Consider the following 26,778-nt stretch of genomic DNA (forward strand, 5'->3'; position numbering starts at 1 on the left):
ACCAGCATGTTCCGTCTTCGTTCGCTTGCCCTCGCTACCGCCCTTGCCGCCCTCATCCCTGCGCTCGCCCACGCCCAGCTGCCGGAACCGGTGGCCCAGGCCCTGCGCACGACCGGCATCGCGGAAGACGCCGTCAGCGTGCTGGTGCTGCGCGATAACCAGACCGTGATCTCGCACCTGGCCGACCGTCCCATGCAGCCGGCCTCGACCATGAAGCTGGTCAGCACCCTGGTCGGCCTCGAGACCCTGGGACCGGTGTTCCGCAGCCGCACCGAGCTGCGCACGACCGGCGAACTGCAGGGCGACACCCTGAAGGGCGACCTGGTGCTGCGCGGCGGCGGCGACACCGATCTCTCGGGCGAAGTACTCGAAAACATGCTGCGCAGCCTGCGCTACCAGGGCATCCGCAAGATCCAGGGCCGCCTCGTGATCGACCGCCAGCTGTTCAATCCGGCGCGCGCGGATCTCGGCGTGGCGCCCTTCGACGAATCGCCGGAAGCGTATTACAACGTGATCCCCGATGCGGCCATGATCAACAAGAACATGCTGCAGCTGGACCTGCGCTCGACCGGCAAGCAGCTGAAGGTGCAGATGCAGCCGGCGCTGCAGGGCGTGACGGTGGCGCACGACATGAAGCTGATCGACGCCAACTGCGAGAACTGGGAAAGCGGCTGGAAGCTGCCGGAAGCGGTGTCGCAGGAAGACGGCAGCATCAAGGTGATGCTGCACGGGACCTTCCCGAAGAACTGCAACCAGAGCTATTCGATCAACGTGGTCGACCGCCAGGAATACGTGGACCGCCTGTTCCGCGCGACCTGGAAACGGCTCGGCGGCAGCATCAGCGGCACCACCATCGAAGGCGCGACGCCGCCCGACGCGCGCCAGCTGGCGGCGCACCTGTCGCGCACGCTGCCGGAAATCGTCCGCGATACCAACAAGCCTTCGGACAACCTGCTGGCGCGCCTGATCTTCCTGAGCCTGGGTGCGCTGGAAGCGGACCCGCTGCTGGGCAGCCGTCCCCAGGCCGGCAGCGCCGAGACGACTTTCTCGCGCAGCGACGCCGCCGTGCGCAACTGGATGCGCGCCCACGGCATCGACGATGCCGGCCTGGTGCTCGAAAACGGTTCCGGCCTGTCGCGCACCGAGCGCATTACGCCGCTGACGATGGGCGGCCTGCTGCAGGCCGGCCTGCGCAGCCCCTGGGCACCCGAATTCCTGTCCAGCATGCCGATCGCCGCCGTCGACGGCACCATGCGCCGCCGCCTCCATGGCACCCCGGCTGCCGGCCGCGCGCGCATGAAGACCGGCACCCTCAGCAACGTCGTCGCCCTGGCCGGCTATGTGCCTGACGCCACCGGCAAGCAGCTGGTGGTGGTGGCCATGGTCAACAGCAATCTGGCCGGCAATGGCCGCGGCCGCGCCGTGGTCGACAGCCTGGTCGACTGGGTGACGCGCCTGGGCGGCCCTGCGCAGCCCGTACTGCCGATACCGGGGCAGGCGGCGCCGAACCAGACCACGCCGGGTCCGCAGCCGACGCCGGAAGGCATGCTGGCCACACCGCCGGCCCAGCCGCAAACGCTGCCGCAGCAAGGCACGCAACAAAACACGCAACAGCAGGGCCAGCCGCTGCCGTCCGCCGCACCCGCACCCGCGCCGGTCAGCCAGTGAGCAGCGACGTCCGCATCCGCCGCTTCACGGCGCGCGAGTGGCCGGCCTACCGCGCCCTGCGCCTGCGCTCGCTGGCCGATGCGCCGAACGCTTTCGGCAGCAGCCTCGCGCTCGAAGAAAGCTGGGCCCACGAACTGTGGATGGCGCGCCTGATGGCAGCCGAGGTGTCGGGCCGCGACTGCCCGCTGGTCGCGGAATCGACCGCCGCGGACGGCGCCATGCTCGGCCTGCTCTGGGCCAAATGCGACGCCGACGATGCCGGCATCGTGAATTTGTTCCAGATGTGGGTCGCACCGGAGGCACGCGGTCGCGGCGCCGCATCCGCCCTGGTCGACGAAGCACTGGCTTGGGCGCGCAGCATCGGCGCCCGCCTGGTCCAGCTGGGCGTCGTGGTCGACAACCAGGACGCGATCCGGCTCTACGAGCGTAAAGGCTTCCGCAATGCCGGTGTGCCCGCGCCCATCCGCCCCGGCTCGGCCCTGCTCGAGCAGGCCATGCAATTGGCGCTGTAAGCTACGCCGGCTACTCCGGCTACTCCGGCACCGAACTCGGTTTCGCCGCACCGGGCGCGCTGCCCGGCTGCGCCGCCGTCGTGGGCGCCGCCGCGGCCGTGGTCGCGCCTGCCGCGCTGGCGGTTGCCGTGCTGCTTCCCGCGCTACTCCCCGCGCTATTCGCAGCACCACCACCCGTGTCGGCCTGCGCGGTTTTGCTGCCCGGCTCCAGCCACGGCGTACCGGCCAGGTTCGGTTTCGCTTCCACCAGCGAGACGTTGGCGCCGGTGCTCTCGCGGATCGCGCGCACCAGGTCCATCATCGTCGATTCGGTGAATTTTTCCGGCGTGCCCAGGACGGCACCGGTGAGCCGCCGCGGCCATTGCATGATGCCGCCTTCGGGTTTGGTGAAGACGGCGACCATGTCGAGGTGGTAGCCGCTCTTGTAGGGGAACAGGCAGGCGACCAGGTTCATGTCCTCGCTGCCGCGCACGCGCGGGGTCGCCTTGGCGGTCCAGGCGGCGCCGTCGCAGCTGAGGCCCTTGGCCACCGGGGCGCCTGGCGGCGCGCTGGTCGGATCGGCGATCTTGAAGTGGCCGGGCAGCTCGGTTGCCTCGACCCCGGGCGCCGCCGCCACCACCGCGTCCTTGACGTTGCGGTTGATGCCGTCGGTGGCTGCCTTGGCGACCACCGGCGTGGGGACGTCGGTCTTGATGTCGAATACGCGGTAGTACTCCACCGTCGTGCTGTGCGAGGCCAGCGGATTGCCGCCGTTCCCGGTGCCGCACCCTGCCAGCGCGCCCGCCACGGCCGCTGTCATGACCGCCATTGCGCGAGCCTTCGTCCTGCCTCTCATGACGCACCTCCCTGTGTTTGGATGTCTGTGACCGTCCAATTTTCAGGGTCGCTTATGCACCGTGCATGCGTTAGCTCAAGCGTGTGCGAGAGTCGTCAGCGTGGCGCCACAGGGGTGCGGGAAGAGATCAGAGCACGCGGCGGAAGCTTGCACGCACCAGATTGCGGTCGCCGCAATCGAAGTGCCACCACTCGGTGTTGATGCCGACAAAGCCGGCCTGGAACATCGCGTCGCGCAGCAGGCGGCGGTTGTCGACTTGCGCGTCGGTCAGTGCGCCGGTCTGCAGAAAACCTTCTTCCAGCTTCGGATGCGAGAGTTCGGTCATGTCGTCGAAGCCGGTGCCCATGTCGAGCTCGCGGCCGTCTTCGTCGAGGATGGTGATGTCCAGCGCCATACCGTAGGAGTGGATCGAGCCGCGCGCCGGATCGGCCAGGTACATCTGCAGGCCGGTGCCGGCCAGGGCATCCCACAGCTGCTGCTGCACGCGCTGCGGACGCAGGGCGTCCAGCACCAGCGCCGTATAGCCGGGACGCTGCTGCGCCAGCCAGGCCACCACGCGCTCCAGCGCCGCGGCGGCATCGACGTGCAGCCAGGCGCAGTCGTAGGGCGAGTACAGGTCGCGGCCGATGAAGTTATGCGGGGTGGCGTAACGCAGGTCGACGGCGATGCCGGCGATGGTGGAGAGGTGGCGGAACTCGGGATCGCCGGCGATGTCTTCGCTGGCGATCGTCAAGGGTCCGGTAGAACTGATGGTCATGCTTTACTGCGTTCCTTTGTCTAACAGCGCACGCGCGGTCGCGCCGATGCAGTTGGCCAGCTCGCGCGCGCCGTGCGACAGCGGCGCGTGGCTGGCCGTCAGCAGGTAGAGCTGGACCGGGATCGCCGGCGCCCACTGGCGGCATTGCACCTTGTCGCGCGCCGCGGAGGCGGCCGTGAACGGATCGAGGACCGCGCTGCCGGCGCCCGCTTCGACCAGCGAACGGGCGATCTGGTAAGTCTGCACCACGGTGTGGAAGACCGGGTGCACGTCCTGGGCTTCGCAGGCCGCGACCACCATCTCGCCGAGCGGGTCGCGGTCGGCCATGCCGATCAGCTCGCCCTTGAGGCCGTTGGGCGTCATCGGCTCGCGGCATTCTTCCTCGGTCCAGGTGCCCTTCGGCGCCATCACCATCAGGTTGCCCGAGGCGATCGGTTCGGCTTCGATGCCGGGATGGCGCGGGTCCTGCAGCGACAGCGCCAGATCGGCCTCGCCCAGGCGCAGCGCGTTCACGATCTCGCTGGTGTGGAAGGTCGCCAGCTCGCACCGGGTCTGGACGAAATCGCGGCGCCAGACCGTCAACGCGGCCGGCAGCACGCTGATCGCGATGGTCGGCGTGGAGATCAGGCGCACTGTCTCGCAAGCGCGATTCTTGAGGCTGGCGGCCAGGCGGCGGATGCCCTGCAGGTCGCGGTTCAATTTCTCGGTTTCGGCGAACAGGCGATGCGCTTCCGGCTTCGGGTACAGCTTGCCGCGCACGCGTTCGAACAAGGGCATGCCCAGCTGCAGCTCGGCATGCTGCAGCACCTTGGTCACGGCCGGCTGCGAGATGTGCAGAACCTGGGCGGCACCGCTGATGGTGCCGACCTGCATGATGGCGTGGAAAACTTCGATATGGCGCAGGCGCATCGCTTCAATCCTTCAAGTGGAAGGAAGAAGGATACGGAAAACTGGCGCTGCCGCAAAGCATCAGTGTTGCACTTTTTCAGGCGGTGTTGCAGGAACGGCAGCCGGCTCGGCAACGGCTGATGCTGGTGCTGGTGCCGGTGCCGGTGCCGAGGTCGAGCTTGCAGGCGGCAGCACCGGCGCGGTCTGCAGCGGCGCCACCGGTACCGGCGGCAGCGGGCCGGCCGGATTGGTCAGCGCTTCCAGCAGCGACGCGGTCTGCACATCGGGCATGCCGTCGATGTTGGCCGGACGGTACTTCATCTGGAACGCCGACAGCACGGTGCGGGTCTGCTCGTCCAGCACGCCGGACTGGACCAGGCCATAGCCCCAGGTCGCCAGCTTCTTCTGGAACCAGGCCACATCCGGCAGCTGGGTCTGGAAGATCGGGGTCACGGCGGCGACGCGGGTGGCGTCCGGCCAGACCACCAGGCCGGCGTCGGCGAACTGCTTCCACGGGAACATCGGACCCGGGTCCTGCTTGCGCAGCGGGGCGATGTCGCTGTGGCCGAGCACGTTTTCCGGCGCGATGTGGTGACGCGTGACGATGTCGCGCACCAGCGGGATGATGGCGTCGATCTGCGACTGCGGGAAAGGCGCGTAGACGCGGCCGTTCGGCGTGTCCTTCCAGCCCGCGTTGACGATCTCGATGCCGATCGAGCTGTTGTTCAGCTGCGTAAAATTCTTCCAGCTCGAATTGCCGGCGTGCCAGGCGGCGTTGTTCTCGTCGACCAGGTTGTAGATGACCGGCTTGGCATCGTCGGTCACGAGGTAATGGGCGCTCACCTGCTGCTCGGTCAGGATCTTGATCGAGGACGCGCGGTCGGCCACGGTGTAATGCAGCACCAGGAAGCGCGAGCGCGAGCTCTGGCCCTTGGCCGTGTAGGTCTTGTCGTATTGCGGGCCGGTGGCGCAACCTGCCAGCAGGGCGACCAGGAGGGTGGCGGCAAGGATCTTCATGGGTGTGCTTGGTCTCGTCGAATGTTCAATAGGGGGATTATGCAGCAGAGGCGCCTGGACCTTCGAGCGCCATGCGCGCCGCAGCGTAATGGGCGCCGCCGGCGGTCTGCCGGAATGCCAGTTCCGCCGGCAGCAGTGCGCGCATCGCCGCCACGATGGACGGGTGCAGTTCGGCCGCGCGGCCCGACAGCGCCACCGGACGCGGTCCGAAACGCTTGATCAGGGCCTGCGCCAGGCGCGCCAGTTCGGCGCCGGCATTGCGCAGGATGGCGGCGGCGGCCGGGTCTTGCTCCGCGGTCGCGGCCACGGCCAGCGCCAGCTTGCCGATGGCGCCGCGTTCCTGGCCGTAGATGAACTGGCGCGAATAGGCCCAGTCGTCGCCGCCGACATAGTCGAACACGGCCTGCGCCATTCTCGAGGTGCGCCAGGCGCCCGGCTCTTCGTCTTCGAGGCGCCAGATGTGGCGCAGCGCTTCCCTGGCGATCCAGAAACCGCCGCCGCCGTCGTCCAGCACCACGCCGCGTCCGCCGGCACGATGAAACTGGCCGTCGGCATCGATGAAGGCACCGATCGAGCCGGTGCCGGCGTAGACCAGGTAGCCCTCGCCGGGCATGAAACTGGCGCGGTAGGCGATTTCCATGTCGCTGCAAAAACGGATGCCGGCCGCCGGCACATGCAGCAGCTCGGCCAGCCAGCGTTGCAATTGTTCGCTGTCGCCGCCGAAGCCGGTCAGGCCGGCCTGCACGCGTGTCGGCACGCCGTGCAGCAGCACGCCGGCAGCCAGTTCGGCAAAGGTGGCGCGCACCGACTCGCGCCCATGTGGCGTGCCCATCTGCAGGGCGGACAGCCCGGCGACGGTCCCCTCGGCCAGGATGGCGCCATCCGGCGCGGCGAGCGCCCAACGGGTCTGGGTGCCGCCGGCATCGATGCCGAGGCCGAGTTCAGGGGTGGTGGAAGCAGCTTGAATCATGGTCGAAGCGAAGTGTACGCTTCTCCGGGCAGCGCACGCGAATGAAAGGCCGACGTATGCGCATGACTAAATGTTATGGCGAGCTTGAACCTGTCCATCGGCGCGCATTCCGTTCGATATCGAACCGAAGCGTCCGGCAAGGCAGCGTAAGGTGCTCAAGGTATCCATCCGATTGCCATTACATTTTGAGGCGGAACTTTCATGAAAGAATATAAAGCGGCCGTCGTGGGCGGACTGATTGCAGGCGTGGTGACGACCGCGGTCATGATCGCGGGCCGCAAGAGCGGTGCGCTGACCAAGACGCTCGACCGCGACGCGGTCGACTGGATCGACCATCTGACGGGTTCGCGCGCGCTGATCGGCGATACCGGCACCAGCCTCGTCGAATTTACCAATCACCTGGGTGCGTCGGCGGCCTTCGCGGCGGCGCTGCCGGCACTGCGCAAGCTGGCGCCGTCCCTGTCGCCGGCCGCCCTGGGCACGCTGTACGGCACCGCCTTGTATGCCATCAATATCGGCTGCATCGCCCCGCTGCTGGGCATCACCGAAGGCGAGATCAAGGCCGGGCCGCGCAAGGCCAGCGAGCGCTGGGCGATCCACGTCATTCAGGCCGTGGTGTCCGCCGTTCTTGCCGAGCGCCTGGCTGCCGGTACCGAAACCCGCTAGGCGCCAAGCGGCGCGTGCTCAAGCCTTCTTCCAGGCTTTGACGCGCGCACTTTCGTTGCCCAGGCGGTCGATGCCGCTGACCACCACCAGGTCGGCCGCGCCCAGGGTCGCATCGTCGGTCACCAGGTATTCGCTCTGCCCGGCCGGCACCACCGCGAACTTCCACTGTCCGCCGAAGCGCGACCACACCGCAAACATCGTGTGGACCTTGCCCGCTGCGAGCTTGAGGCGCACGGCGCTGCCCTTGCGGGTCGCCGCCACCGAGGGCGCTTCCGGCACCGCCTTGCCCAGCCAGGGCGTGGCCGGCACCAGCGCCGGCGTGGCGTAGGAGATGGTGCGCAGCTGGTCGGTGAGGCCCTTGCGGTTCTCCATCAGCGCCACCATGCTGAAGTGGACATGGCCGCCGGCGGTCGGACGCGAGCGCGTGACGGCGATCTGCTCGATGATTTCCTGCGGCGGGTAATCCTTGGCCGGCGCCGCGATGCCGACGCGGCTGGTGTACATGCCCGGCCAGATGTGGCGGCCGAGGGTGTTCTGGCCGATCCAGTAATCGAGCAGCACGTCATAGGCCTGGCCCGGCTGCTTGATGGACCAGTACAGCTGCGGCGTGAAGTAATCGAGCCAGCCGTTCTGCAGCCAGGTCTCGGCATCCGCGTACAGCTTGTCGTACTGCGAGAAGCCGACGATGCCGGGCGGGCGGCGGTCCGGGCGGCCCAGGCCGAAGGGGCTGATGCCGAAGCGCACCCAGCTCTTCTCCTTGTGGATGCCCTCGTACATGGCCTGGATCAGGTGGTTCACGTTCTGGCGGCGCCAGGACGCGCGGTCGAGTTTGCCGCCGGAGGCCAGGTAGCGCTGCCAGGCCGGCTGGTCCGGGAAGTCGAGTTCCGCCTTGGCCGCCTTGCCGTTCAGCGCAGTCTCGTTGCCGGCCGTCGAATTGGGCGCCTCGATTGGATAGGGATAGAAATAGTCGTCGATGTGGACGCCGTCGATGTCATAGCGGCGCACCACATCCAGCACCACGTCCAGCGTCTGCTTGACGGCGGATTCCTCGCCCGGGTCCATCCATTCGTACTTGCCGTAGGTTTTGACGGCGGCCGGGTTGGTGCGCGTGATGTGGTTCGGCGCCGCCGGCGATTTGGCGATGTTGTGGCGCGCACGGTAGGGATTGAACCAGGCATGCAGTTCGAGCCCGCGCGCATGCGCCTGCGTGACCCAGAATTTCAACGGGTCATACCAGGGCTGGGGCGCCTGGCCCTGGCGCCCGGTCAGGTATTCCGACCATGGCTCGATCTGCGAAGGATAGATGGCATCGGCCGACGGACGCACCTGCAGCACGATGGCATTCAGGTTCATCGCCTTGGCGCGGTCGAGGATGGCGATGGCTTCCGCCTGCTGCTGGGCGGCGTTCAGGTTCTGCTTGCTGGGCCAGTCGATGTTGGCGACGGTCGAGACCCAGGCGGCGCGAAATTCGCGTGGCGCCGGTGGTGGGGTGTCGCCATTGCCGGCACCGGCGCTGGCGATCTTGCCGGCGCCCGGGGTCGTGGTACAGGCCGAGAACAGGCCGCTCATCGCCAGCGCACCGGCCATTCCCGCAAGCGCGAACGCGCGTCGTTTCCTATTAGCTTGCACAACTACTCCGTATTCTTCTCAGACTTTGACGAACCATTTTTTGCGCCACATGCCCCAGGCCACCGCAAACATGCAGAGGTTGAACAGCAGCGCGTACAGCAGCGAGGTATTCACCGGACCGATGGGCAGCGCGGCGATCGGCGCATACAGCGCCTTGCCCAGCGAGCGCAGGCTGCCATCCGGCTGGGTGAATTTGATGAAGCCGAACATCTTGGCCAGGAAACCCGACAGCGCGAAGATGAACAGCGCGTTCATGCCGTAGATGACGAAGGGCCTGGTCCAGCGTGCTGCAGCCTCGCGCACGGCGGCGTAGGGATTGGCGTCCAGCAGCCAGTAAAAGCTCGAGAACACGATCAGCGCCCAGCCCGTCATCAGGAAGCAATAGGCCGGCGTCCACAAGCTCTTGTTTATTGGCATCAGAATGGTATCCAGGATCACGCCGATCCAGCAACACAGCAGGCCAGCCAGCAGCATCCAGACGGTCTGTTCGGTGCGGTTCACATTGGCGGCCAGCCAGCGCCCGGCCAGCACGCCGAACAGCTGGCTGCACAGGGCCGGCAGCGTCGACACCAGCCCTTCCGGGTCCCAGGTTTTACTTTGCACCCACAGGTGATTGCCCAGCAAGGCGTGGTCGATCCAGGCGCCGAAATCCTGCCCGGGCTCGAGCACGCCGGCGCCGATGCCGGGTACCGGCACCAGCAGCATCAGCACGCTATAGAGACTCAGCAAGCCGGCGATCACGGCCAGTTGCATGCGCCAGCCGCAGTAGACGACGATGGGCGCGGCCAGCAGCGTACACAGCGCGATCCGCTGCAGCACGCCGGGTATCCGCACCTTCTCCACATTAAAATAGGGCATGAAGTTGAGCAGGAAGCCGATCAGGAAGATCAGCGCGGCGCGCTTGGCCAGTTTCAGCAGCAGCTTCGGGCGGTCGGCGCCGGCGGCGGCCAGGCGGCCCAGCGACAGCGCCATCGCGACGCCGCCGATGAACAGGAAGAAGGGGAAGATGCAGTCGGTGAAGGTCCAGCCGTTCCACTTCGCGTGCTCGAGCTGCGAATACAAATGGCCCCAGTCGCCGGGGTTATTCACCAGCACCATCGCGGCGATGGTGAAGCCGCGGAAGGCGTCCAGCGACACCAGGCGGCTGCTTGCGTCGCGCACCTGCTTCACTTCTTGCCGAATTCCGGATCGATGCGCACCAGCGCCGCCATGACGAAGGCCGGGATCGTCGCCACGCACACCCAGACGAAGAAGTGCTGGTAGCCGATCATCTCCTGCAGTTTGCCGCTCCACATGCCCGGCACCATCATCCCCAGCGCCATCAGGCCGGTGCAGATCGCGTAGTGCGCGGTTTTATATGGACCCTCGCAGACCATGATCATGTACAGCATCATCGCGGTGAAGCCGAAGCCGTAGCCGAACTGCTCGATCGCCAGGAAGGCGGAGATCACGGCGAAGTTCTGCGGCTGCGCGGAGGACAGGTAGACGAACACCAGGTCCGGCAGGTGCACCGCGAACACCATCAGCCACAGGCAGCGCTTCAGGCCCAGGCGCGAAATGAGCCAGCCGCCGAACAGGCCGCCGACGGTCAGCGCGATGATGCCGATGGTGCCGTAGGCGGTGCCGTATTGGGCGGTGGTGAGGCCGAGGCCCCCCTTGTCCAGCGGGTCCTTCAGGAAGGGCGCCACCAGTTTCAGGAGCTGCGCCTCGCCCAGGCGGAAGGTCAGAATGAAGCCGAGGATCAGCCAGATGTCGCGCTTGCCGAAGAAGCTGCCGAAGGTGGCGAGGAAGGCGCGCAGCGGATTCGTCCCCGGCGCCGCCGGCCGGTCGGCCTCGGGCCGCGGCAGCACCGCCTGGTGCCAGGCAAACAGCGCCAGGAACAGGCCGGCCAGCACGAAGAACACGATGGCCCAGGCCTGGTACACGTCGTTCAAGGTCACTGCCAGCGTGCCGGCCAGGATCACCAGCGGTCCCTGCCCCGCCAATGTGGCAAGCCGGTAAAACGTGGAGCGCACGCCGACGAAGGCCGCCTGCTGCTGCTGGCGCAGGCCGAGCATATAAAAGCCGTCGGCCGAGATGTCGTGGGTGGCCGAGGCGAAGGCCATCAGCCACATGACGGCCAGGCTGACCATGAAGAAGGCGGGCAAATGCAGTGTGGTGCCGACCGCGGCGAGGGCGGCGGCCATCGCCAGCTGCAGCGAGACGGTCCAGCCGCGCTTGGCGCCGAACATGTCGACCAGCGGCGACCACAGCGGCTTGATCACCCAGGGCAGGTAGAGCAGGCTGGTGTAAAACGCGATGTCGGTGTTGGAGATCCCCATGTCCTTGTACATGACGACCGACAGGTAGTTGGCGACGATGTAGGGAATCGCCTGGCCGAAGTACAGAGAAGGTACCCACAGCCACGGGCTCTTTGCTTGCGATGTCTGCATAACTCTTTCGTGATCCCGGGCCGCGGCGCGCTGCCGCCTGGTCAGCTGAACTGAGTCAGCTGGCGAGGGCTTCGCGCACGCTGCCGTTCGCGCTGTCCAATAAAGCGCGCGCCTGCTCGACCTGGATTTTCTTGGACAAGGCCACGATCGCAACCTTGACGTGGAAGCCGCACTGCTCCAGCACCTGACGCGCCGATTCGTCGTCGGCGCCCGTCGCAAAGGTGGTCAGGCGGATCGCCCGGCGCACCAGCTTGGCGTTGGTTGCCTTCAAGTCTACCATCAGGTTGCCATAAACCTTGTTCAAACGCACCATCAGGGCGCTCGAAAAACTGTTCAGCGCGATCTTCTGCGAAGTGCCGGCCTTCAGGCGGGTGCTGCCCGAGATGGCTTCCGGACCGGTATCCAGGGTGACGCCGATTTCCGCCTCGTTCGCGACCGGCGCGTCCGGGTTGTTGGCGAAACCGACCGTCAGCGCACCGGCGGCGCGGGCGGCGCGCAGGGCGCCCAGCACGTAAGGGGTACCGCCCGATGCGGCGATGCACAGCACCACGTCGTCCCTGGTGACGTTCACGCTCTGCAGGTCGGCCGCGCCCTGTTCGAGGTCGTCCTCGGCGCCCTCGACGGCGACAAACATCGCATCGCTGCCGCCGGCCAGCAGCGCCACCGCGCGTCCATGCGGCCAGGAGAAAGTGGGGTAGAGTTCGACGCTGTCCAGCACGCCCAGGCGGCCAGAGGTGCCGGCACCGACATAGATCAGGCGTCCGCCCGCTTCCATGCGCGGCAGCGCGGCCGTCACGGCGGCGGCGATGCGCGGTGCGGCGGCGCGGACGGCCTCGACGGCCTTGAACTGGTCGTCGACCAGCACATTCACCAGCTCGGTGGTGGGATATTGGTCCAGGGAAGCGTGTTGTGCGGCGGGGGTTTCGGTGTTCAGCATAGTAAAACCAGTGTAATACCAATCACAACAGCCTGCCATGAAAGGATCGGGCGTTATCATTCCGAAAAGTTATGCACAGCTGCGGCCTATTCATTGGCAGGGTGTACGCCGACTCCGTATGCTGGAAACGATCAAAACGAGGAGACCGCATGCAGCAGGGCAGACGCAAGGTGTTGGGAATGGCTTTATTGGGCATGCTCGATCCGCTGATGGCGGCCACGCCCTGCCCCGCCGGCGCAGCGGTTGCCGCGATGCCGGCCGCGCTGAAGCGGACACTCGACCGCGAACTGGCGGCGATCGTCGCCAACCCGGCCTGCGAGCTGGCCAGCCTGTCGGTGCTGGCGATCCGCGACGGCCGCATCGCCTACGAGGCGCAGTTCGGCCGCCGCTCCATTGGCGTGAATGGCCTGTCCGACAAGCCGGTCGATGCGCACACCCTGTTCCGCATCGCCTCGATCTCGAAGATGATGACCACCCTCGGCCTGATGCGCCTGGTCGAGGAAGGTAAAGTCAACCTGGACGCCGACGTCTCCGGCTACCTGGGTTTCAGCCTGCGCAATCCGCACTTCCCGGACCAGCCCATCCTGCTGCGCCACCTGCTGACGCATACGTCTTCCCTGCGCGACGAAGCCGGCTATTCCTGGGGTGCCGATACGGCCTTGAAGGACGTGCTGGTCCCGGGCAGCCGCCTGTACGGCGAAGGCAAGATGTGGGCGGCGAACGCCGGGCCGAGCGCTTATTTCACGTATTGCAACCTCGGCTGGGGCGTGATCGGCACGCTGATGGAAAAGGTGAGCGGCGAACGCTTCGACCGCCTGATGCGGCGCCTGCTAATCGAGCCGCTGGGCCTGCACGCCGGCTACAACCCGTCGGAACTGCCGGCAAGCGACATCGCCAACATCGCCACGCTGTACCGCAAGCGCACCGTCGACACCGAAGTCTGGGATGCGAACGGCCCTTGGATCGCGCAGGCCGACGACTACAGCAGCAAGCCGCCAGCGCCGCCGCCGGGCATCGAGCGCTACGTGGTCGGCGCGAATGCGACGCCGTTCAGCCCGACCGGCGGCCTGCGCATCTCCGCGCGCGACATGGGCTCCGTGATGCGGATGCTGATGAACGGCGGCGTGCACGACTGCCGACGCATCCTGCAGCAGGCGACGCTGGACCGGATGTTCGCGCGCCAGTGGACCTATCAGGAAGCAATGAGCGGCAAAGGCGCCAACGGCGACAGCCTCGACGGCTTATTTAATTGCTGGGGCCTGGGCAACGAGCAGTTCCCGGACGATCCGGCGAAGCGCACCCGCCTGGTCGAGGGCGGCGGCTTCGCGGCGGTCGGCCACCTGGGCGACGCCTACGGTTTGATGTCGGTGTTCGCTGCGGATCTAAAGAAGCGCAACGGCATGATCGCGCTGGTGGGCGGCACCTCGACCGATCCGCTGGCCTACAAGGGCGCATATTCGTCGCTGGCCCGTTTCCAGGAACAGATCCTCACCGCGATGCACCGGGGCGCCATCCTGGTGCGTGCATGACTGGCGGTTATGCCTTCCTGCGCTACATTCATTAGCGAAAGCCGGGGGCAGCCCCTAAGCTCCTGCCTATTGTCGAATAAAAATAGTGTGCGCAGATGCAAGAAATCATCGTGATCGGCGGAGGTGTCGTCGGCCTGACCTCGGCCTGGTGGCTGCTCGAGGCAGGCCACAAGGTCACGCTGCTCGAACGTGCACCACAAGTGGGCACCGGCACCAGTTTCAGCAATGGCGGGCAGCTGAGCTACCGTTATGTGTCGCCGCTGGCCGACGTCGGCGTGCCCTTCAAAGCCCTGCAATGGATGTTCCAGGAATACGGTCCGCTGCGCTTCAAACCCCAGCTCGACCTGCACCAATGGACCTGGCTCGCCGCCTTCCTGGCCAATTGCCGCGCCGACGCCAACCGCAAGACCACGAACAAGCTGCTGCAGCTGGGCGAGCTGTCGCGCCGCGCGATGGTGCAGCTCGACACCGTGGTGCCGCCCGCCTCTTTCGAATGGCGCGACGCCGGCAAGCTGGTGGTCTACCGCACCCGTAAGGCCTTCGAGGCCGCCACCGCCAAATCCGATTCGTCCAGCACGGCCCAGGTCTGGAGCGCGGCCGACTGCGTGGCCCACGAGCCGGCGCTGGCGGCGGTCGAGGACAAGCTGGAAGGCGGCATCTACAACGGCGGCGAAGCCGTGGCCGACTGCTACGCCTTCTGCGTGACGCTGGCCGAACGCATCGCCTCGCATCCGCGCTTTGCGGGTTTCCTGCATGCCGACGCGCTGAAATTCGTCACCGCCGGCGATAAAGTCACCGGCCTGCAGACCAGCACCGGCCTGGCGAAAGCCGACGCCTACGTGCTGGCGGCCGGCATGCAGAGCCGCACGCTGGCGAAGAGCGCCGGCATCTCGCTGCCGATCTATCCGCTGAAAGGTTATAGTCTGACAGCGCCGATCCGCCCGCAGGACGTGGCGCCGGAAATCAGCGTCACCGACTTTGAACGCAAGGTGCTGTATGCGCGCATCGGCGGCAACCTGCGGGTGGCGGCCATGGTCGACATGATGGGCGAAGACCTGCGCCTGGACGCGCGCCGCCTGGACAGCCTCACGCGCCAGGTGCGCGAGACCATGCCGCAGGCGGCCGACTACAACAACATCACCCCCTGGGCCGGCCTGCGCCCCGCCACCCCGAACAGCGCCCCGATCGTCGGTCCCTCGCCCTATACGAACCTGTGGCTGAACATCGGCCACGGCCCGCTCGGCTTCACCTTCGCCTGCGGCACCGCCAGCGTGCTGACCGACCTGGTACAGGGCAAAGCCCCACCGTTCACGCTCGAAGGCCTCACCCTGCGCTAAATCAAACCGGGGTCAGACCCCGATTTTGGGCAATTTCCTAAAATCGGTGTCTGACCCCGCGTTTTGGAAATTTTTTCGCGTTCGTTAAATTTATTTTCGGCAAAAGATGGCCGAAGATGCGGCAACTGCGCGTAACGTGCTTTCTTCTTGGAAATTCCGAACAGGCACGCCCCCTCACCTGCGCTCCTGAAATGGCGGATAATTGCCGCCATGTCTACCCCGTCCAAACCCGGCTGCCCCTGCGGCAGCAATCTGCCCATCCTGCGCTGCTGCGGCCCCTACATCGCCGGCGCCGAGCTGCCGCCCACGGCCGAGGCGCTGATGCGTTCGCGCTACACCGCCTATGTGATGGGAGACGAAGCCTACCTGCGCGCCACCTGGCATCCCAGCACCCGCCCGGAAGAGCCGATCATCGACAAAAATGAAAAGATTCAATGGCTCGGACTTGAGATAAAATCTGCTTTACGTTTACGTCAACGTAAAGCAGATCTGCCGGAACAGATAGACCAGGACACCGTCGAATTCGTCGCCCGCTTCAGGGTCCAGGGCCGCGGCCAGCGGCTGCACGAGATCAGCAACTTCGTGCGCGAACCTGAAACGCCGGGCGGGGTCCCGCGCTGGTTCTATGTGGACGGCAGCTTCCCCGAGCAAGGAACCAAATAGAATACGCAGGAGACGCGATGCCCCAGATCGAAAGTAAGCTCAACCCGCGCGGCGAGGATTTCAAGGCCAATGCCGCGGCCATGCAAGCCGTGGTGGACGACCTGCGCGCGAAAGTCGCCGCCATCGCCAAAGGTGGTGGCGAGGCCGCCAGCGCCAAGCACGTCGCCCGTGGCAAGCTGCTGCCGCGCGACCGCGTGCAGATGCTGCTCGATCCGGGCACGCCCTTCCTGGAATTCTCTCAGCTGGCGGCCTACGAGATGTACGACAATGCCGCCCCGGCAGCCGGCATCATCACCGGCATCGGCCGCGTCGCCGGCCAGGAATGCGTGATCGTCTGTAACGATGCCACCGTCAAGGGCGGCACCTACTATCCGATGACGGTGAAAAAACACCTGCGTGCCCAGGAGATCGCCGAGCAGAACAATTTACCGTGCATCTACCTGGTCGACTCAGGCGGCGCCAACCTGCCGAACCAGGACGACGTCTTCCCGGACCGCGACCACTTCGGCCGCATCTTCTATAACCAGGCGAACCTGTCCGCCAAAGGCATCCCGCAGATCGCGGTGGTGATGGGTTCCTGCACCGCCGGCGGCGCCTACGTGCCGGCGATGAGCGACGAGTCCATCATCGTCAAGGAACAGGGCACCATCTTCCTGGGCGGCCCACCTCTGGTAAAAGCGGCGACCGGCGAAGTGGTGAGCGCCGAAGACCTGGGCGGCGGCGACGTCCACACGCGTCTGTCCGGCGTGGCCGACCACCTGGCCCAGAACGACACCCACGCGCTGTCGCTGGCGCGCACCATCGTCTCGAATCTGAACCGCACCAAGCCGCAACAGGGCGCGCTGCGCGAAGCGGTCGAGCCGAAATATTCGCCGGAAGAGCTGTACGGCGTGATCCCGGTCGATACCCGCAAACCCTTCGACGTACGCGAAGTGATCGCCCGCATCGTCGACGGCAGCGAGTTCGACGAGTTCAAGGCACGCTACGGCACCACCCTCGTCTGCGGCTTCGCCCACATCTTCGGCATGAAGGTCGGCATCATCGCCAACAACGGCATCCTGTTCTCGGAATCGGCGCTGAAGGGCACCCACTTCATCGAGCTGTGCTGCCAGAGAAAAATCCCGCTGGTGTTCCTGCAGAACATCACCGGCTTCATGGTCGGCCGCAAGTACGAGAACGAAGGCATCGCCCGCAACGGCGCCAAGATGGTGACCGCGGTGGCCACCGCCGCGGTGCCGAAGTTCACCGTGATCATCGGCGGCTCCTTTGGCGCCGGCAACTACGGTATGTGCGGCCGCGCGTTCTCGCCGCGCTTCCTGTGGATGTGGCCGAACGCGCGCATCTCGGTGATGGGCGGCGACCAGGCGGCGTCGGTGCTGGCCACCGTCAAGCGCGACGGCATCGAAGCCAAGGGCGGCCAGTGGTCGCCAGAGGAAGAAGCCGCGTTCAAGCAGCCGATCAAGGACCAGTACGAGCACCAGGGCCACCCGTATTTTGCCAGCGCGCGCCTGTGGGACGACGGCGTGATCGATCCGGCCGACACCCGCATGGTGCTGGGCCTGGGTCTCTCGGCCGCGCTCAACGCCCCGATCGAAGACACGAAGTTCGGCGTATTCAGGATGTAAGGGAGAGAACATGGACACCTACGACACCCTCGAGATCACGGTTGAAGGCAAGGTCGCAACCATCACCCTGAACCGCCCGGACGTGCGCAATGCCTTCAACGAAACGGCGATTGCGGATCTCACCATGGCCTTCGACGAAGTCAGCCAGGAAGCGGATATCCGCGCCATCGTGCTGGCTGCGAACGGCCCGGCCTTCTGCGCCGGCGCGGACCTGAACTGGATGAAGAAGATGGCCGGCTACTCGTTCGAAGAGAACGAAGCCGATGCGCTGCGTCTGGCCGACATGCTGCGCACCATCTACTTCAGCCCCAAGCCAGTGGTGGCGAAAGTCCAGGGCGACTGCTACGCCGGCGGCATGGGCCTGGTCGCGGCCTGCGACATCGTGGTCGCCGCCGAGGGCGTGAACTTCTGCCTGTCCGAAGTCAAATTGGGTCTGATCCCGGCGACAATCTCGCCCTACGTCATCAAGGCGATGGGCGACCAGGCCTCGCGCCGCTATTTCCTCACCGCCGAGCGCTTCGATGCCAGCTGCGCAAAGCGCCTGGGCCTGGCCCACGAAGTCGTGCCGAGCGAAGAACTAGACGCCACCGTGGCCGGCATCGCCAAGGCCCTGGTGAACAACAGCCCGAATGCGGTGCGCGAAGCGAAGAAGCTGGTGCGCGACATCGCCGGGCTGCCGATCGACGATGTGCTGCTGGCCGATACCGCCGGGCGCATCGCCAATATCCGTGCATCCGCCGAGGGACGCGAAGGGGTCGCGTCCTTCCTCGAAAAGCGCAAACCCTCTTGGCTGGAATAAGTATCTTGAATCACCCGACACACCAAAGCTCTTCCGACTGGATCGCGCGCAGCCTGCGCAGCGTCTGGCACCCATGCACGCAGATGCAGCACCACGAAGAGGTGCCGCTGATCGCCGTCAGCCACGGCAAAGGCCCGTGGCTCTACGACCATGAGGGCCGGCGCTACCTGGACGGGATCAGCTCGTGGTGGGTCAACCTGTTCGGCCACGCCAACCCGCGCATCAACGCCGCGCTGAAGGACCAGCTGGATAAGCTCGAACACGCGATGCTGGCCGGCTTCACGCACGAGCCGGTGGTCGAACTGTCCGAGCAGCTCGCAAGCCTGACCGGCCATGCGCTGGGCCACGCCTTCTACGCCTCCGACGGTGCCTCCGCCGTCGAGATCGCGCTGAAGATGAGTTTTCATTACTGGCGCAACGCCGGCTACCCGAACAAGCGCGAGTTCGTCTGCCTGCAGGGCTCGTATCACGGCGAGACCATCGGGGCGCTGTCGGTCACCGACGTCGCCCTGTTCAAGGATGCCTACGGCCCGCTGCTGAGGGCATCGCGCACCGTGGCTTCGCCCGACGCCCGCAACGCCGTCGACGGGGAGTCGGCGCAGGACGTGGCGCGCCGTGCGATCAAGGATGTCGAAACCCTGTTCGAGGAGAGCGGCGACAGCATCGCCGCCATCATCGTCGAGCCGCTGGTGCAGTGCGCGACCGGCATGGCGATGCACGATCCGCTCTACCTGGAACTGCTGCGCGAGCTGTGCGACAAGCACCACGTGCACCTGATCGCCGACGAAATCGCGGTCGGCTGCGGCCGCACCGGCACCTTCTTCGCCTGCGAGCAGGCCGCGATCTGGCCGGATTTCCTGTGCCTGTCGAAAGGAATCAGCGGCGGCTACCTGCCGCTGTCGCTGGTGCTCAGCACCGACCAGATCTACGAAGCCTTCTACAGCGAAGACATCACGCGCGGCTTCCTGCACTCGCACTCCTACACCGGCAACGCGCTGGCCTGCCGCGCCGCGCTCGCGACGCTGCAGATCTTCCGCGAGGACGATGTGCTGAACAAAAACCGCGAAACCGCCACCCGCCTGATGCTGGAAATGGCGCCGCTGCTCGAGCACGAGCGCGTCACCAACTTCCGCCAGCGCGGCATGATCCTGGCCTTCGACGCGGTCGAGCCGGATGCCAAGCGTGCCTCGACCTTCGCGCGCCGCTTCTTCACCAGCGCGGTCGAGAACGAACTGCTGCTGCGCCCGATCGGCCGCACCGTCTACCTGATGCCGCCGTATGTGCTGGACGAAGAAGACATCGTCGGCCTGGCGGCGCGCACGCGCACCGTGTTCGAAAAGGTGATCGCGGAATGAGCGTGGATCTGATCGCAGGCATCACCCGGCAGCTGGATGCGCTGGCGGCGCAGAGCCTCACGCGCCGCCGCCGCACCGCCGACTCGCCTGCCGCGCCGCGCCAGGTCGTCGACGGCCGTCCCATGCTCGCTTTCTGCAGCAACGATTACCTGGGCCTGGCCGCGCATCCAAAGGTGGTCGCGGCCTTGCGCGAGGGTGCGGAACTGTATGGCGCCGGCAGCGGCGCCTCGCACCTGGTGTCCGGCCACAGCCGCGCGCACGCGCTGCTGGAAGAGCGGCTGGCCGCGTTCGAAGCGCCGCACCTGGTCGATGCGCGTGCGCTCTACTTCTGCACCGGCTACATGGCCAACCTGGCGGTGCTGACTGCGCTGGGCAGCGATCCGGAAGCGATGATCTTTTCGGAGGCGCTGAACCATGCCTCGCTGATCGACGGTGCACGCCTGGCGCGGGCCGGGGTCACGGTCTACCCGCACGGCGACGTGGCCGCCTTGGAAGCGAAACTCGCGGCCAGCACGGCGCCGACCAACATCGTCGTCACCGACAGCGTGTTCAGCATGGATGGCATTCTTTCACCGCTGCCGGCGCTGCTGGCCCTGTGCGAACGGTACGGCGCCTGGCTGGTCGTCGACGATGCCCACGGCTTCGGCGTGCTGGGTGCGAACGGCCGCGGCGCCCTCGAGCATTTCGGTCTGCGTTCGCCGAATCTGGTCTACGTCGGCACACTGGGCAAGGCGGCCGGCGTGGGTGGCGCCTTCATCGCCGCGCACGCTTCGGTGGTCGAGCTGATGATCCAGCGCGCGCGCCCGTATATCTACACGACCGCGGCGCCGCCGGCGCTGGCGCATGCGCTGCTGGCCAGCCTCGACATCATCGAGGGCGAAGAAGGCCGGCAGCGCCGCACGCAGCTGGCGCAGTCGATCGCGCTGCTCGACAGCGAACTGCAGCTGCGGCGCTGGCAGCGCCCGCGCTCGCACACGGCGATTCAACCGATCCTCATCGGCGCCAACGACGAAGCGCTGCAGGTGGCCGCGCACCTGCACGCGCAAGGCTTGTGGGTGCCGGCGATCCGTCCGCCGACCGTGGCGCCGGGCACCGCGCGCCTGCGCGTAACCCTGTGCGCATCGCATACCGAACAAGACGTGGCGCAGCTGGCCGCCGCATTGAACACGCTCGAGCAGAAGCTGGCACCCGAGCAGCTGGAAAGGAACGCAGCATGACCCTCAACGATCCCGAACAAACAGGCGGCACGCCGTCGCAGCCCGAGGTCGGCTTTGCCGAACCGGCCACCAGCAGCGCACCGGCGGTCGCCACCGTGCCGGCACCGCTGGCGGCGGAAGGCGTGCCGACGCGCTTCGCCTGCTTCGTCACCGGCACCGACACCGAGATCGGCAAGACCCTGATCTCCGCGGCGATCCTGTACAAGCTGGTGCAGCGCGGCCAGCGCGCCTGCGGCATGAAGCCGATCGCGGCCGGCGCCGAAGAGCGCGACGGCGAATTGCACAACGACGATGCCGCCATGCTGCGCGCCGCCGGCAACGTGCACCTGCCGCAGTCGATCACCACGCCCTTCATGCTGCGCGAGCCCTGCGCCCCGCACATCGCGGCCGAACTCGAAGGCGTGCGCATCGAACCGGTGACTATCCTGACCGCCTATGCCGAGATCCTGGCGGCGTCGGACGCCACCGTGGTCGAGGGCGTGGGCGGCTTCTGCGTGCCCTTCTCCGACGATTTCGACAGCGCCGACCTGGCGGTGCAGCTCGGCCTGCCCGTGATCCTGGTGGTCGGCCTGCGCCTGGGCTGCATCAACCACGCGCTGCTCACCGCCGAAGCGGTCATCTCGCGCGGCCTGGTGCTGGCAGGCTGGGTCGCCAACCAGGTCGACCCGGACATGCGCTTCGCCGACGAAAACGTGGCCGCGCTCGAGCAGCGCATGCCGGCACCGCTGCTGGGCCGCGTGCCGCGCCTGGACCAACCGACGGCTGCCGCGGCGGCCTCCTACATCGAGCTCGCGGGCGTGCCGGGATGGCCGTCGCGTGGTGTTTGAAATACGCCTGAACTTCAGAACAAGGAATCACAGCATGACCCAAGTCGTCACCCTCCACCCGCCCGTCACCCCGGCCTCGCTGCCGAAGGACGCCACCTGGCCCCTGCACGAGGTGCTGGCCCTGTTCGAGCTGCCGCTGCCGGAGCTGATGTTCCGCGCCAGCCAAGCGCACCGCGCCAACTTCCCCGACGGCGACGTCGAACTGGCCACGCTGCTGTCGATCAAGACCGGCGGCTGCGAGGAAGACTGCGGCTACTGCCCGCAGGCGGCGCGCTACGACACCGGCGTCGAAGCGAAAAAAATCCTCGAGCTGGACACCGTGCTGGCCGCTGCCGCCGAAGCGAAGGCCAAGGGCGCAACCCGCTTCTGCATGGGCGCCGCCTGGCGCAGCCCGAAAGAGCGCGACATGGAGAAAGTCGAAGCCATGGTGCGCGGCGTGAAGGCGCTCGGCATGGAAACCTGCGCCACCCTCGGCATGCTCGAAGAAGGACAAGCCGAGCAGCTGAAGCAGGCCGGCCTGGACTACTACAACCACAACATCGACACCTCGCCCGACTTCTACGGCGACGTGATCTCGACCCGCCAGTACAACGACCGCCTCGATACGCTGGGCCGCGTGCGTAATGCGGGCCTCAAGATCTGCTGCGGCGGCATCGTCGGCATGGGCGAGACGCGTGCCCAGCGCGCCGGCCTGATCGCCCAGCTGGCCAACATGAACCCGTATCCGGAATCGGTGCCGATCAACCATCTGGTGCAGGTCGAGGGCACGCCGCTGCACGGCCTGGACCCGCTGGACCCGATCGAATTCGTGCGCACCATCGCCGTGGCCCGCATCACGATGCCGAAGGCACGCGTGCGCCTGTCGGCCGGCCGGCGCGAGCTGGGCGAGGCGGTGCAGGCGATGTGCTTCATGGCCGGCGCGAATTCCATCTTCTACGGCGACAAGCTGCTGACCACCGATAACCCGGAAGCCAACGACGACCGTGCACTGCTGGAGAAGCTGGGCCTCAAGACCCGCTCGGCGACGCTGGAGTCGGTGCAGAAGGAAAGCTGCGGTTGTTAAGCCCACGTACCTAAGCACGTCGCCCCCGCGAAGGCGGGGGCCCAAGTTGGTCAAGTAGTCGAGATGCATGCAGAACTTGGGTTCCCGCCTTCGCGGGAACGACGGATCGAACGCTAACACTTATAAATAAAGACGAGACACCACATGTTCACCAAGATCCTCATCGCCAACCGTGGCGAAATCGCCTGCCGTGTCGCCGCTACCGCGCGCCGCATGGGCATCCGTACCGTTGCCGTTTATTCGGAAGCCGACGCCGGCGCGAAGCACGTCGCGGTCTGCGATGAGGCGGTCTTGATCGGCGGCGCAAGCGCCAAGGACAGCTATCTGCGCGGCGACAAGATCCTCGAAGTCGCGAAAGCGACCGGCGCCCAGGCGATCCACCCGGGTTATGGCTTCCTGTCCGAGAACGCGGAATTCGCCGAAGCCGTCGAGGCGGCCGGCCTGGTCTTCATCGGCCCGTCGGGCGCGTCGATGCGGGCGATGGGTTCGAAGTCGGCGGCCAAGCAGTTGATGGAGCAGGCGAAGGTGCCGCTGGTGCCGGGCTACCACGGCGACGAGCAGGATCCGGAACTGCTGCAGAGCGAGGCCAATCGCATCGGCTATCCGGTGCTGCTGAAGGCCAGCGCCGGCGGCGGCGGCAAGGGCATGCGCGTGGTGGAACGTTCGGAAGACTTCCAGGCCGCGCTGGCTTCCTGCAAGCGCGAGGCCATCTCCTCCTTCGGCGACGACAAGGTGCTGGTCGAGAAGTACCTGACCCGGCCGCGCCACATCGAGATCCAGGTGTTCGCCGATAAACTGGGCAACTGCGTCTACCTGCACGAGCGCGACTGCTCGGTGCAGCGCCGTCACCAGAAGGTGCTGGAAGAAGCGCCGGCACCGGGCATGACGCTCGAACGCCGCGCGGCGATGGGCGAAGCGGCCGTCGCCGCAGCGCGGGCGGTCGACTACGTCGGCGCCGGCACGGTCGAATTCATCGCCAACCAGGACGGCTCGTTCTACTTCATGGAGATGAACACGCGCCTGCAGGTCGAGCACCCGGTGACGGAGATGATCACCGGCACCGACCTGGTCGAGTGGCAGTTGCGCGTGGCCGCCGGCCAGCCGCTGCCGAAGCAGCAGCACGAACTGACGATCAACGGCCATGCGATCGAGGCGCGCGTCTACGCCGAGAATCCGGAGAAGGGTTTCCTGCCTTCGATCGGCACGCTGCGCTTCATGGACGTGCCGGCGCACGTGTCGTTTGAACTGGGCGGCACAATCAACGCACCGGCCGGCGTGCGCATCGATTCGGGCGTGCACGAAGGCGATGCGATCTCGCCGTTCTACGACCCGATGATCGCCAAGCTGATCGTCTGGGGCGCGGACCGCACCCAGGCGCTGTCGCGGATGGCGCAGGCGCTGTCCGAGTTCCACATCGTCGGCCTGGCAACCAACATCGCCTTTTTGAAACGCCTGGTCGAAGGCCAGGCCTTCTCCAGCGCCGACCTGGACACGGGGCTCATCGAACGCAACCACGATGCTCTGTTCCCGGCTGCTGGTCCGGCGCCCAAGGGCGCGCTGGCACTGGCCGCGGTGGCGCTGCTTGACGCCGAGCAGGCCTTGTCCGTCTCGGCCAACCCGGCCGACCCGTGGACCAGCACCCACGGCTGGCGCCTGAACGGCACCTACCGCCGCCAGCTCTCCTTCGGCGACGAATACAGCGCCACGCTCGACGCCAAGGCCTATACCACCAGCCTGGCCTATCACCCGCACGGCTGGGTGCTGGAGCTGGACGGCGCAGCCCACCCGCTGGCGCTGGTCGGCAAGCGCGGCGGCGAATACGCGATCCGCCTGGATGGCACCGCCCTGCACGGCACCGTGCGCCGCGACGGCGAGCTGCTGCACGTCTTCACCGGCGGCCAGCACTACACGCTGCAGTACAACGATCCAATGGCGCACGCCGGCGAAGCCGAAGCGGCGGGCGGGCGCCTCACCGCGCCGATGCCGGGCAAGGTGGTCGCTGTGATCGCGAAGAACGGCCAGACCGTCAAGAAGGGCGAGCCGCTGGTGATCATGGAAGCGATGAAGATGGAGCACACGATCGCCGCGCCGGGCGACGGCCTGGTCGAGGAGATCCTGTACCAGGTCGGCGACCAGGTGGCCGATGGCGCCCCGCTGCTGGCCTTCAAGGCCGCGGCTTGAGGCCAGGCATGCGCATTCTCCTGTACCGCGGCGACGGCGTGATCGCGCCGTGGGCGCGCGATCTGGCACAGGTGCTGCCGCAGGCCGAGACCGTGGTCTGGGAAGAAGGCCGCGAACTGGCGCCCTGCGACTACGCGATTTTGTGGGCGCCCACCCCTGCCCTGCTCGGCCAGCTCGCGCACGTCAGGGCGATCTTCCTGATGGGCGCCGGCGTCGACGCCATCCTGAAATTCGGCGATGCGCTGCCCAACGTGCCGGTGATCCGCCTCGGCGACGCCGGCATGGCCGAGCAGATGGCGGAGTACGTGGCCTACGCCGTGCTGCGCTACTTCCGCCGCTTCGACGAGTACGAACGGCAGGGACGCCAGGGCATGTGGCAGCCGCTGGCCGCGCGTAGAAAAGAAGATTTCACGGTCGGCGTGCTGGGCCTCGGCAAGCTCGGCCTGCCGGTGGTGCAGGCGCTGCGCCAGCTCGGCTTTCCGGTGCGCGGCTGGAGCCGCTCGCACAAGGCGATCGCCGGCGTCGACTGCTATACCGGCATGGCGGCGCTCGACGACTTCCTGCGCGGGACCCAGGTGCTGGTCTGCCTGCTGCCGCTGACGCCGGAAACGAATAACCTGCTGGACCGCGCGCGGCTGTCGCAGCTGCCCGCGGGCGCTTATCTGGTTAACGTCGCGCGCGGCGCCCTGGTGGCCGAGCCGGACCTGCTGGCCCTGATCCGCTCGGGTCACATCGCCGGCGCCATGCTGGACGTGTTCCGCAACGAACCGCTGCCGGCGCCGCACCCGTTCTGGAGCGAAGCGCGCATCACCATCACGCCGCACATCTCGGCGCTCACGATCCGCGAGGAAGCCGTGCGCCAGATCGCGCACAAGATCACACTGCTGGAACAGGGAGAACACGTCGCCGACGTGGTCGACCGCCAACGAGGATACTGAAAAATGAGCCTGCCCAAACACGTCAAGATCGTCGAAGTCGGCCCGCGCGACGGGCTGCAGAACGAAAAAGAAAATGTCTCCGCCGCGGTGAAGATCGAGCTGGTCGACCGCCTGTCGCGCGCCGGTTTTACGAACATCGAGGCGGCGTCCTTCGTGTCGCCGAAATGGGTGCCGCAAATGGCCACCAGCAGCGAGGTCATGGCCGGCATCGAGCGCCGTGCCGGCACCCTCTATTCCGCGCTGACGCCGAACATGCAGGGTTTCGAGGCGGCCCTGGCCAGCCGCGCCGATGAAGTCGTGATCTTCGGCTCGGCCTCGGAAGCCTTCTCGCAGAAGAACATCAACTGCTCGATCGCCGAATCGATCGCGCGCTTCGAAGCGGTGGCACGCGCCGCCAAGGAACACGGCCTGCGCCTGCGCGGCAGCATCAGCTGCTCGTTCGGCTGCCCGTATCAGGGCGAGGTCCCTTTGGCGTCCGTGGCCGACGTGGTGGGCCGCATGCGCGACCTCGGCTGCGACGAGATCGACATCGCCGACACCATCGGCGTCTCGACCCCGCGTAAAACCCAGGCGGTGATGGAGACCGCGGCGCGCGCGTTCAGGCTCGAAGGCATCTCCGGCCACTTCCACGATACCTATGGCCAGGCGCTGGCCAACATCTACGCCAGCCTGGAAGTGGGCGTGGCGATCTTCCACTCCTCGGTGTCCGGCCTGGGCGGCTGCCCGTATGCGAAGGGCGCGACCGGCAACGTGGCGACTGAAGACGTCATCTACATGCTGAACGGGCTGGGGATCGAGACCGGGATCGATCTCGATCAGGTGGTGGATGCGGGGGCCTTCATTTCGCAGCATCTGGGCCGCAAGGGCGTGAGCCGGGCCGGGAATGCCTTATTGGCGAAGCGCGCCGGTTGATGTGGACGTGGGCACGGGGTG

General features: G+C 66.8%; 24 protein-coding genes. 15 read left to right on the top strand and 9 right to left on the bottom strand.

Going from position 1 to position 26,778, the window contains the following annotated elements:
- Positions 1-6 precede the first annotated feature (6 nt).
- Both dacB and NX782_RS18685 read left to right on the top strand, forming a co-directional pair.
- Positions 7-1,668, top strand: coding sequence for a D-alanyl-D-alanine carboxypeptidase/D-alanyl-D-alanine endopeptidase (gene dacB / locus NX782_RS18680; RefSeq protein WP_258846985.1), 1,662 nt, complete (start codon positions 7-9; stop codon positions 1,666-1,668).
- Positions 1,665-2,180 (top strand): GNAT family N-acetyltransferase, encoded by a 516-nt coding sequence (locus tag NX782_RS18685; RefSeq protein ID WP_258846986.1) that lies wholly within the window; start codon positions 1,665-1,667, stop codon positions 2,178-2,180. The genes dacB and NX782_RS18685 overlap by 4 nt, the downstream gene beginning before the upstream one ends.
- A gap of 19 nt (positions 2,181-2,199) precedes the next feature.
- On the opposite strand, the gene NX782_RS18690 is transcribed toward NX782_RS18685, so the two are convergent.
- From NX782_RS18690 to NX782_RS18710, 5 genes are all read right to left on the bottom strand, one after another.
- A complete protein-coding gene (locus NX782_RS18690; protein WP_258846987.1) occupies positions 2,200-2,988 on the bottom strand; it encodes a hypothetical protein in 789 nt (262 codons plus the stop codon).
- Positions 2,989-3,142: 154 nt separating this feature from the next.
- On the bottom strand, positions 3,143-3,772 hold the full coding sequence (locus NX782_RS18695) for a M15 family metallopeptidase (protein ID WP_258846988.1): 630 nt from the start codon (positions 3,770-3,772) through the stop codon (positions 3,143-3,145).
- Positions 3,773-3,775: 3 nt separating this feature from the next.
- Positions 3,776-4,681 (bottom strand): LysR family transcriptional regulator, encoded by a 906-nt coding sequence (locus tag NX782_RS18700; RefSeq protein WP_258846989.1) that lies wholly within the window; start codon positions 4,679-4,681, stop codon positions 3,776-3,778.
- Between the two features lie 60 nt (positions 4,682-4,741).
- A complete protein-coding gene (locus tag NX782_RS18705) occupies positions 4,742-5,677 on the bottom strand; it encodes an N-acetylmuramoyl-L-alanine amidase (RefSeq protein WP_258846990.1) in 936 nt (311 codons plus the stop codon).
- 37 nt (positions 5,678-5,714) lie between these two features.
- Positions 5,715-6,647, bottom strand: a complete 933-nt coding sequence (locus NX782_RS18710) for an N-acetylglucosamine kinase (protein WP_258846991.1) — start codon at positions 6,645-6,647, stop codon at positions 5,715-5,717.
- 201 nt (positions 6,648-6,848) lie between these two features.
- On the opposite strand from NX782_RS18710, the gene NX782_RS18715 reads away from it, so the two are divergent.
- Positions 6,849-7,313, top strand: coding sequence for a hypothetical protein (locus NX782_RS18715; protein WP_258846992.1), 465 nt, complete (start codon positions 6,849-6,851; stop codon positions 7,311-7,313).
- Between the two features lie 18 nt (positions 7,314-7,331).
- On the opposite strand, the gene NX782_RS18720 is transcribed toward NX782_RS18715, so the two are convergent.
- From NX782_RS18720 to murQ, 4 genes are read right to left on the bottom strand one after another with little or no spacing between them, the layout of a single operon-like run.
- Positions 7,332-8,900 carry a glycoside hydrolase family 10-like protein gene (locus NX782_RS18720; RefSeq protein WP_258847011.1) on the bottom strand — a complete coding sequence of 523 codons (1,569 nt, stop codon included), beginning with the start codon at positions 8,898-8,900 and terminating at the stop codon, positions 7,332-7,334.
- A 60-nt stretch (positions 8,901-8,960) separates the two neighbouring features.
- Positions 8,961-10,103, bottom strand: a complete 1,143-nt coding sequence (locus tag NX782_RS18725) for an acyltransferase family protein (protein ID WP_258846993.1) — start codon at positions 10,101-10,103, stop codon at positions 8,961-8,963.
- Between the two features lie 5 nt (positions 10,104-10,108).
- Positions 10,109-11,374, bottom strand: a complete 1,266-nt coding sequence (locus NX782_RS18730) for an MFS transporter (RefSeq protein WP_258846994.1) — start codon at positions 11,372-11,374, stop codon at positions 10,109-10,111.
- 55 nt (positions 11,375-11,429) lie between these two features.
- Positions 11,430-12,311 (bottom strand): N-acetylmuramic acid 6-phosphate etherase, encoded by an 882-nt coding sequence (gene murQ / locus NX782_RS18735; RefSeq protein WP_258846995.1) that lies wholly within the window; start codon positions 12,309-12,311, stop codon positions 11,430-11,432.
- Positions 12,312-12,460: 149 nt separating this feature from the next.
- On the opposite strand from murQ, the gene NX782_RS18740 reads away from it, so the two are divergent.
- The 12 genes from NX782_RS18740 (at position 12,461) to NX782_RS18795 (ending at position 26,757) form a co-directional block, all read left to right on the top strand.
- Positions 12,461-13,840, top strand: a complete 1,380-nt coding sequence (locus NX782_RS18740) for a serine hydrolase domain-containing protein (protein WP_258846996.1) — start codon at positions 12,461-12,463, stop codon at positions 13,838-13,840.
- 95 nt (positions 13,841-13,935) lie between these two features.
- A complete protein-coding gene (locus tag NX782_RS18745) occupies positions 13,936-15,177 on the top strand; it encodes a D-amino acid dehydrogenase (RefSeq protein ID WP_258846997.1) in 1,242 nt (413 codons plus the stop codon).
- 210 nt (positions 15,178-15,387) lie between these two features.
- Entirely contained in the window at positions 15,388-15,840 is a 453-nt protein-coding gene (locus NX782_RS18750) for a YchJ family protein (RefSeq protein ID WP_258846998.1), read from the top strand.
- Between the two features lie 17 nt (positions 15,841-15,857).
- Entirely contained in the window at positions 15,858-17,465 is a 1,608-nt protein-coding gene (locus NX782_RS18755; protein ID WP_258846999.1) for a carboxyl transferase domain-containing protein, read from the top strand.
- Between the two features lie 10 nt (positions 17,466-17,475).
- Positions 17,476-18,264, top strand: coding sequence for an enoyl-CoA hydratase/isomerase family protein (locus tag NX782_RS18760; RefSeq protein ID WP_258847000.1), 789 nt, complete (start codon positions 17,476-17,478; stop codon positions 18,262-18,264).
- Positions 18,265-18,269: 5 nt separating this feature from the next.
- Positions 18,270-19,619, top strand: coding sequence for an adenosylmethionine--8-amino-7-oxononanoate transaminase (bioA, locus tag NX782_RS18765; RefSeq protein ID WP_258847001.1), 1,350 nt, complete (start codon positions 18,270-18,272; stop codon positions 19,617-19,619).
- 2 nt (positions 19,620-19,621) lie between these two features.
- Entirely contained in the window at positions 19,622-20,836 is a 1,215-nt protein-coding gene (gene bioF, locus NX782_RS18770) for an 8-amino-7-oxononanoate synthase (protein WP_258847002.1), read from the top strand.
- The gene (gene bioD / locus NX782_RS18775) at positions 20,833-21,663 is read left to right on the top strand and encodes a dethiobiotin synthase (RefSeq protein WP_258847003.1); all 831 of its coding nucleotides are present in this window, start codon (positions 20,833-20,835) and stop codon (positions 21,661-21,663) included. The genes bioF and bioD overlap by 4 nt, the downstream gene beginning before the upstream one ends.
- A gap of 34 nt (positions 21,664-21,697) precedes the next feature.
- Positions 21,698-22,726, top strand: coding sequence for a biotin synthase BioB (gene bioB / locus NX782_RS18780; protein ID WP_258847004.1), 1,029 nt, complete (start codon positions 21,698-21,700; stop codon positions 22,724-22,726).
- A gap of 144 nt (positions 22,727-22,870) precedes the next feature.
- Complete coding sequence (locus NX782_RS18785) at positions 22,871-24,907, top strand: acetyl/propionyl/methylcrotonyl-CoA carboxylase subunit alpha (protein ID WP_258847005.1); 2,037 nt, start codon at positions 22,871-22,873, stop codon at positions 24,905-24,907.
- A gap of 8 nt (positions 24,908-24,915) precedes the next feature.
- Positions 24,916-25,845, top strand: coding sequence for a 2-hydroxyacid dehydrogenase (locus NX782_RS18790; protein WP_258847006.1), 930 nt, complete (start codon positions 24,916-24,918; stop codon positions 25,843-25,845).
- Between the two features lie 3 nt (positions 25,846-25,848).
- Positions 25,849-26,757, top strand: a complete 909-nt coding sequence (locus NX782_RS18795; protein WP_258847007.1) for a hydroxymethylglutaryl-CoA lyase — start codon at positions 25,849-25,851, stop codon at positions 26,755-26,757.
- Positions 26,758-26,778: the final 21 nt, after the last annotated feature.

This window comes from Massilia norwichensis (assembly GCF_024753245.1).
Taxonomy (GTDB): domain Bacteria; phylum Pseudomonadota; class Gammaproteobacteria; order Burkholderiales; family Burkholderiaceae_D; genus Telluria; species Telluria norwichensis.

Coding starts and splice junctions, on each gene's coding strand:
- dacB (WP_258846985.1), top strand. CDS start 7: ATGTTCCGTCTTCGTTCGCTTGCCCTCGCTACCGCCCTTGCCGCCCTC.
- NX782_RS18690 (WP_258846987.1), bottom strand. CDS start 2,988: ATGGCGGTCATGACAGCGGCCGTGGCGGGCGCGCTGGCAGGGTGCGGC.
- NX782_RS18715 (WP_258846992.1), top strand. CDS start 6,849: ATGAAAGAATATAAAGCGGCCGTCGTGGGCGGACTGATTGCAGGCGTG.
- NX782_RS18760 (WP_258847000.1), top strand. CDS start 17,476: ATGGACACCTACGACACCCTCGAGATCACGGTTGAAGGCAAGGTCGCA.
- NX782_RS18755 (WP_258846999.1), top strand. CDS start 15,858: ATGCCCCAGATCGAAAGTAAGCTCAACCCGCGCGGCGAGGATTTCAAG.
- NX782_RS18720 (WP_258847011.1), bottom strand. CDS start 8,900: ATGGCCGGTGCGCTGGCGATGAGCGGCCTGTTCTCGGCCTGTACCACG.
- NX782_RS18740 (WP_258846996.1), top strand. CDS start 12,461: ATGCAGCAGGGCAGACGCAAGGTGTTGGGAATGGCTTTATTGGGCATG.
- murQ (WP_258846995.1), bottom strand. CDS start 12,311: ATGCTGAACACCGAAACCCCCGCCGCACAACACGCTTCCCTGGACCAA.
- NX782_RS18790 (WP_258847006.1), top strand. CDS start 24,916: ATGCGCATTCTCCTGTACCGCGGCGACGGCGTGATCGCGCCGTGGGCG.
- NX782_RS18795 (WP_258847007.1), top strand. CDS start 25,849: ATGAGCCTGCCCAAACACGTCAAGATCGTCGAAGTCGGCCCGCGCGAC.
- NX782_RS18695 (WP_258846988.1), bottom strand. CDS start 3,772: ATGACCATCAGTTCTACCGGACCCTTGACGATCGCCAGCGAAGACATC.
- NX782_RS18745 (WP_258846997.1), top strand. CDS start 13,936: ATGCAAGAAATCATCGTGATCGGCGGAGGTGTCGTCGGCCTGACCTCG.
- NX782_RS18710 (WP_258846991.1), bottom strand. CDS start 6,647: ATGATTCAAGCTGCTTCCACCACCCCTGAACTCGGCCTCGGCATCGAT.
- NX782_RS18700 (WP_258846989.1), bottom strand. CDS start 4,681: ATGCGCCTGCGCCATATCGAAGTTTTCCACGCCATCATGCAGGTCGGC.
- bioD (WP_258847003.1), top strand. CDS start 20,833: ATGACCCTCAACGATCCCGAACAAACAGGCGGCACGCCGTCGCAGCCC.
- NX782_RS18785 (WP_258847005.1), top strand. CDS start 22,871: ATGTTCACCAAGATCCTCATCGCCAACCGTGGCGAAATCGCCTGCCGT.
- NX782_RS18750 (WP_258846998.1), top strand. CDS start 15,388: ATGTCTACCCCGTCCAAACCCGGCTGCCCCTGCGGCAGCAATCTGCCC.
- NX782_RS18730 (WP_258846994.1), bottom strand. CDS start 11,374: ATGCAGACATCGCAAGCAAAGAGCCCGTGGCTGTGGGTACCTTCTCTG.
- NX782_RS18705 (WP_258846990.1), bottom strand. CDS start 5,677: ATGAAGATCCTTGCCGCCACCCTCCTGGTCGCCCTGCTGGCAGGTTGC.
- bioB (WP_258847004.1), top strand. CDS start 21,698: ATGACCCAAGTCGTCACCCTCCACCCGCCCGTCACCCCGGCCTCGCTG.